The organism is Mycobacterium sp. TH-M11 (genome assembly GCF_057473725.1).
Window position 1 is genome coordinate 1 of the sequence record NZ_JBYCLD010000012.1, and the last position, 4,741, is coordinate 4,741.

Sequence of the window (4,741 nt, forward strand, 5' to 3'; positions counted from 1 at the left end):
TGCCACGGGCAAAGGAGTAGGACACCGCGTGCAGTTCCCCGGTGCGCGGGTCGCGGTGCGGGTGGGCGGCGTAGCCACCCGTGAGGGTCCCGTCGAAGTCGCACTGGCCAACGGTGTCGAGTTCGTCGGTGAGTTCGTAGTTGGCCACACCACCCTCGACCAGGGCCAGCGTCTTTCCGGCGTGCGCCAATACGTTGGTGTTGGCGCCCAGGGACTGCAGGCCGGCTTTGAGATTGCGCGTGGTCGCGGCCGGCTCGCCCAGCATGTTGCGCACGGCGGCGCTGCGCACCCAGCGATTGCGATACCAGCCGGCTTTGCCGCCCTGCAGCGACACCCCGTGCACCATGCCGTCGCCGGTGAACCAGTGATAGGTGGCCGGATCGACCTCGGCGACCGGATTAGGCCCGTTGCGCAGGTAGCGCCCGTCCAGAAAGTCTGGGATGTGGCCGGTGACCGGCAGGTCGGTGGCGGTCACTTCGTCGCGGACCGGGGCAAGGAAATCGTCCAGGTACGGGTTGGCCGGCGGTTTTTCGATGACCTTGCTCATTTCTGATCCTAACTGCTATAACATTGATATGCCAGTGTTATACCGCTTGGTCGCAGGGTGTGTCAAGATGTCTGCTGATGACTCCCCAGGCCGACCGGAACATTCGCGACGAGTTGCTGCGCGTTGCCGTCGACATCCTCAACCAGGACGGCCCGGACGGATTGCAGACGCGCAAGATCGCCAGCGCCGCCGGGACGTCGACGATGGCGGTGTACACCTACTTCGGCGGGATGCCCGGGTTGATCGCCGCGATCGCCGAGGAGGGCTTGCGGCAATTCGATGCGGCGATGACGATGCCGGCGACGTCAGATCCGGTCGCCGATCTGATGGCCACCGGCATCGCCTACCGGCGCTATGCGATCGACCGTCCGCACATGTATCGGTTGATGTTCGGTAGCACCAGCGCGCACGGCATCAAGGCACCGGCGCACAACGTGTTGACCTTGACCCTGGCCGAGATCGACGAGCACTACCCGAGCTTCGCCCATGTGGTGCGTGGTGTGCACCGCGCCATGGCGGCCGGGCGTATTGCCGGCTCACCCGACGACGACGCCGCCGTGGTGGCCACCGCCGCGCAGTTCTGGGCGGCGATTCACGGCTTCGTCATGCTCGAGTTGGCCGGCTCCTACGGCGAGCAGGGCAGCGCGGTCGGACCGGTACTGGCCGCATTGACGGCAAATTTGCTTGTTGCACTGGGCGACTCACCGGAGCTGGTGCGCAGTTCGCAGCTGGCCTCGGTGCAGCGCTAGATAGCCAAAACCCCCGGAACCTGTTGGGCTCCGGGGGTTTTCGCGAATTGACTACTTGACGGTGACAGTGGCGCCGGCGGCCTCGAGCTTGCTCTTGGCCTCGTTGGCGGCCTCCTTGGGGGCCTTCTCCAAAACCGCCTTGGGCGCACCGTCGACCAGGTCCTTGGCTTCTTTCAAGCCCAGACCCGAGACGATCTCACGCACGACCTTGATGACGCCGATCTTCTTCTCACCGGCGGACTCGAGGATGACGTCGAACTCCGACTGCTCTTCGGCGGCCTCGGCGGGCGCGCCACCGGCAGCGGGGCCGGCGGCCGCCACGGCGACCGGAGCGGCCGCGGTGACCTCGAAGGTCTCTTCGAACTTCTTCACGAACTCCGAGAGTTCGAGCAAGGTGAGTTCTTTGAAGGCGTCGAGCAGTTCGTCAGTGGAGAGCTTGGACATATTTGGGTCCTTCCTAGGTGTTACGGGGTTATTCGGTGGTTTCGGCGGGCGATTCGGGTGTCTCGGCTTCGGCGGCGGGGGCCGCAGCTTCGGCCGGGGACTCGGCAGCTTTCTTCTCTTGCAACGCGAAGGCGAGCCTGGCCATCTGCGAGGCGGGCGCGTTGAACAGTCCGGCCGCCTTGGACAGGTTGGCCTTCATCGCTCCGGCCAGCTGGGCCAACAGCACCTCGCGCGACTCCAGGTCCGCGATGCGCTCCACTTCGGCGACGGTCAGGGCCCGGCCGTCCATGTAGCCGCCCTTGATGACCAGCGCTTTGTGGTCCTTGGCGAACTTCTTGATCGCCTTAGCGGCGTCAACGGCCTCGCCGCTGACAAACGCGATCGCCGTCGGCCCGACGAACAGCTCGTCGAGACCCTCGACGCCGGCTTCCGACGCGGCCCGCTTGATCAGCGTGTTCTTGGCGACCGAGTAGGTCGCCGAACCCGCCAGCGAGCGCCGCAGCTCGGCCAGGTTGGCGACGGTCAAACCGCGATAATCGGTGATCACGGTCGCCGTTGAGCTCTTGAAATGCTCAGCGATGTCTGCAACGGCGGTGGCCTTGTCAGCCTGTGCCATGCATTCCTCCTTGGGTTCTTGAGCCCGGCTCGGCCATCCGGTCCGGCTCGGTCATCCGGCCAGAAAAGACGAACGCCCCGACGCAGGATGCGGTCGGGGCGCGATGTTCCCGTTGGCTCGCGCCAACGAAGGTCTGCCTCGTCCTCCTGCGTGGGCCGCCCGGGCCCATACACTTGTGTGCGAGACACTTGTGTGCGAGCCCGAACCTTCAACCGATTGCTCGGTGACCGACGGTCTTGGGTGGATCGCCGCCTACCTTACAGTGCAGCGCTGGGATCAGCCAAAACGGCGAGTCACACCGGTCACAGCTCCGGGGCGGGGGTCGATGTGCCCGCCTTCGAGCGAATTGCCGCGGCCCTCAGCGCCAACTCGCGTTGGCGGATCCGGTACTCGGTGCCGCGCGGCATCTCGCCCGGGCCGTACACCCCGTGTTGGATGTGGCGGACCCTGCCGCGTCGGCGCTCCCATCGCAAAGCGTCGGACACCGACTTGTGCGCCGGCCTGGCGGCGGTGAATCCATGGCGGTCCAGCGCCTCGACGAGCTCTCGGATGGATGCCCGGCCGTGTCGCGCCAGGTGCATCGTGAGGACGTAACGCAACTCGATCCCGCGCAGGGTGTACATCGACGGAGCGTTGCATGCAGCTACGACAGCGCCGGTGAATTCGCTCGAAGGCGGGCACATCGATACCCACCCAGGCCCGGTGACTCATGTGACGGCTGAGACCAATGCTGCGGCTCCGATCAAACCGGCGTCGCCGCCCAGGGCGGCCGGCATCGCCCGCAGGCCGCGAATGAAGCTCAGGCCCGCGTAGTCGGTCAACGCCGCCCGTAGCGGATCGAATAGCAGCGGACCCGACCTCGCCACTCCGCCGCCGATCACGACGAGGTCGAGGTCGCACACCGCGCCGACCGAGGCGATCATCGCGGCCAGCGCGGTCGCGCCCCGGTGAAACGCCCTCAGCGCCAGGGGCTCACCCGCATCGGCCGCATCGGCCAGGGCCACGGCATCGGCTCCCGGCGGCCCGGCCCAGCCGTTGGTCAGCGCCCACCTCGTCATCCACGGCCCGGACGCGACGGTCTCGACGCAGCCACGGCCGCCGCAGCTGCAGAGCTGCCCGTCGGGTTCCACCACGACGTGTCCGACGTGGCCGGCGTTGCCGGTCCGCCCGTGATACGGCTTACCGTCGAGTACCAGTCCGCCGCCCACACCGGTCGAGACCACCATGCCGAGCATGAAGCGGGCGCCGACCCCGGCACCACGCCGATGCTCACCGAGAGCCATGCAGACGCCGTCTCCGGCCAGCTGCACCGGCACGCCGGGCACCACGCCCGCGACCCGATCGCGTAACGGAAACCGTTGCCAGGAAACAATATTGATGGGACTGACGGTTCCTGTGACAGCGTCGACGGGGCCCGCGCAGCCGATGCCGACAGCGCGGATCTGCCCTTGTGCAGTCTTGGCCGCACGGGCGATCAGGCGATCGAGCACATCCCAGACATGTTCCGGGTCATGATCTTTCGGGGTGGACTCGACAAACGTATGTACCAATTCGCCGGACGGGTCTACCAGACCGACGGCGATCTTGGTGCCGCCGATATCCAGAGCCAGGGTCAACATCAGAGCTCAGTGCCGGTGGGTGTTGTCGGGTTGACGTGGGTCGCCGGGATGCTCGTAGCCGGCCGCCAGCCGGACAAGTGCCGCGCGGCGCTGGTCGAGCCACACCCGGAAGGCTCGCCGTCGGGCGGCCCCGCGCAGGTGTTCGCCGATCGCGCAACGCACCTCTGCAAGCGGCGGGACGGCGGAGGCTGGGGTCCGCCAGCCGTGGGCGTCGCGTTGAGAGCCGGCGAACCGCAGCGGGTTTCGATCGTGATAGGCGGCGATGTCGCCGTCGCTGACCTCGACACCGGAGGTGACGTGAGCAAACAGAGCCCGGGCGCGCGGGTCGGCCAGTGCCGCGGCGGCGATACTGCCGATCTCCAGCCGTGCGGTGCTGTCGGGCAGCAACTCGTCCTCGGCGGGGGCTTGGTCGGCGCTCACCCCGCGAGCCTGCGCCTCGAGTGCGATCACGCGTTCGGTCACGATCAGCTGAGTGAGCCAACGCCGCAGTTGCCGGCCCTCGCTGGTGCCGACCGCCGGCAACGCTGCGGCCCGCGCACCGCCGCGCAATCGTTCCTCCCGCTCGTCGACCTCCTCGACCGGGACTGCAATACCCTGCACCAAAGCAACATTCATTGCACTTTCACCTGCACAGCGGGCGAGTAGACCAGTCGGCCGGCGCAGCCGATCCGGATCAGCGCCCACCACTGACCGGGCTCGACCCACGCGGGCGGGTTCACCTCGAAGCTGACGTCGACGGTGCCGCGGGCCGGTAACACCGCACCCA

Annotated in this window: 7 protein-coding genes; 1 reads left to right on the forward strand and 6 read right to left on the reverse strand. The window is 67.3% G+C overall.

Annotation, left to right across the window (positions count from 1 at the left end; translation table 11 throughout):
• A partial coding sequence (locus AC2VOG_RS00515; RefSeq protein WP_486937959.1) for a carotenoid oxygenase family protein occupies nt 1-547 on the reverse strand: 547 nt, incomplete at its 3' end.
• A gap of 77 nt (nt 548-624) precedes the next feature.
• On the opposite strand from AC2VOG_RS00515, the gene AC2VOG_RS00520 reads away from it, so the two are divergent.
• Nucleotides 625-1,296 carry a TetR/AcrR family transcriptional regulator gene (locus tag AC2VOG_RS00520; RefSeq protein ID WP_486937960.1) on the forward strand — a complete coding sequence of 224 codons (672 nt, stop codon included), beginning with the start codon at nt 625-627 and terminating at the stop codon, nt 1,294-1,296.
• Nucleotides 1,297-1,347: 51 nt separating this feature from the next.
• Here the strand turns inward: AC2VOG_RS00520 and rplL are convergent, their stop codons facing one another.
• From rplL to AC2VOG_RS00545, 5 genes are all read right to left on the reverse strand, one after another.
• Nucleotides 1,348-1,740, reverse strand: a complete 393-nt coding sequence (gene rplL, locus AC2VOG_RS00525) for a 50S ribosomal protein L7/L12 (protein ID WP_486937961.1) — start codon at nt 1,738-1,740, stop codon at nt 1,348-1,350.
• Nucleotides 1,741-1,768: 28 nt separating this feature from the next.
• Nucleotides 1,769-2,356, reverse strand: coding sequence for a 50S ribosomal protein L10 (gene rplJ, locus AC2VOG_RS00530; protein ID WP_486937962.1), 588 nt, complete (start codon nt 2,354-2,356; stop codon nt 1,769-1,771).
• A 302-nt stretch (nt 2,357-2,658) separates the two neighbouring features.
• Nucleotides 2,659-2,979, reverse strand: a complete 321-nt coding sequence (locus AC2VOG_RS00535) for a hypothetical protein (RefSeq protein ID WP_486937963.1) — start codon at nt 2,977-2,979, stop codon at nt 2,659-2,661.
• An 84-nt stretch (nt 2,980-3,063) separates the two neighbouring features.
• Complete coding sequence (locus AC2VOG_RS00540; protein ID WP_486937964.1) at nt 3,064-3,975, reverse strand: ROK family protein; 912 nt, start codon at nt 3,973-3,975, stop codon at nt 3,064-3,066.
• A gap of 6 nt (nt 3,976-3,981) precedes the next feature.
• On the reverse strand, nt 3,982-4,590 hold the full coding sequence (locus AC2VOG_RS00545; RefSeq protein ID WP_486937965.1) for a DUF7158 domain-containing protein: 609 nt from the start codon (nt 4,588-4,590) through the stop codon (nt 3,982-3,984).
• Nucleotides 4,591-4,741: the final 151 nt, after the last annotated feature.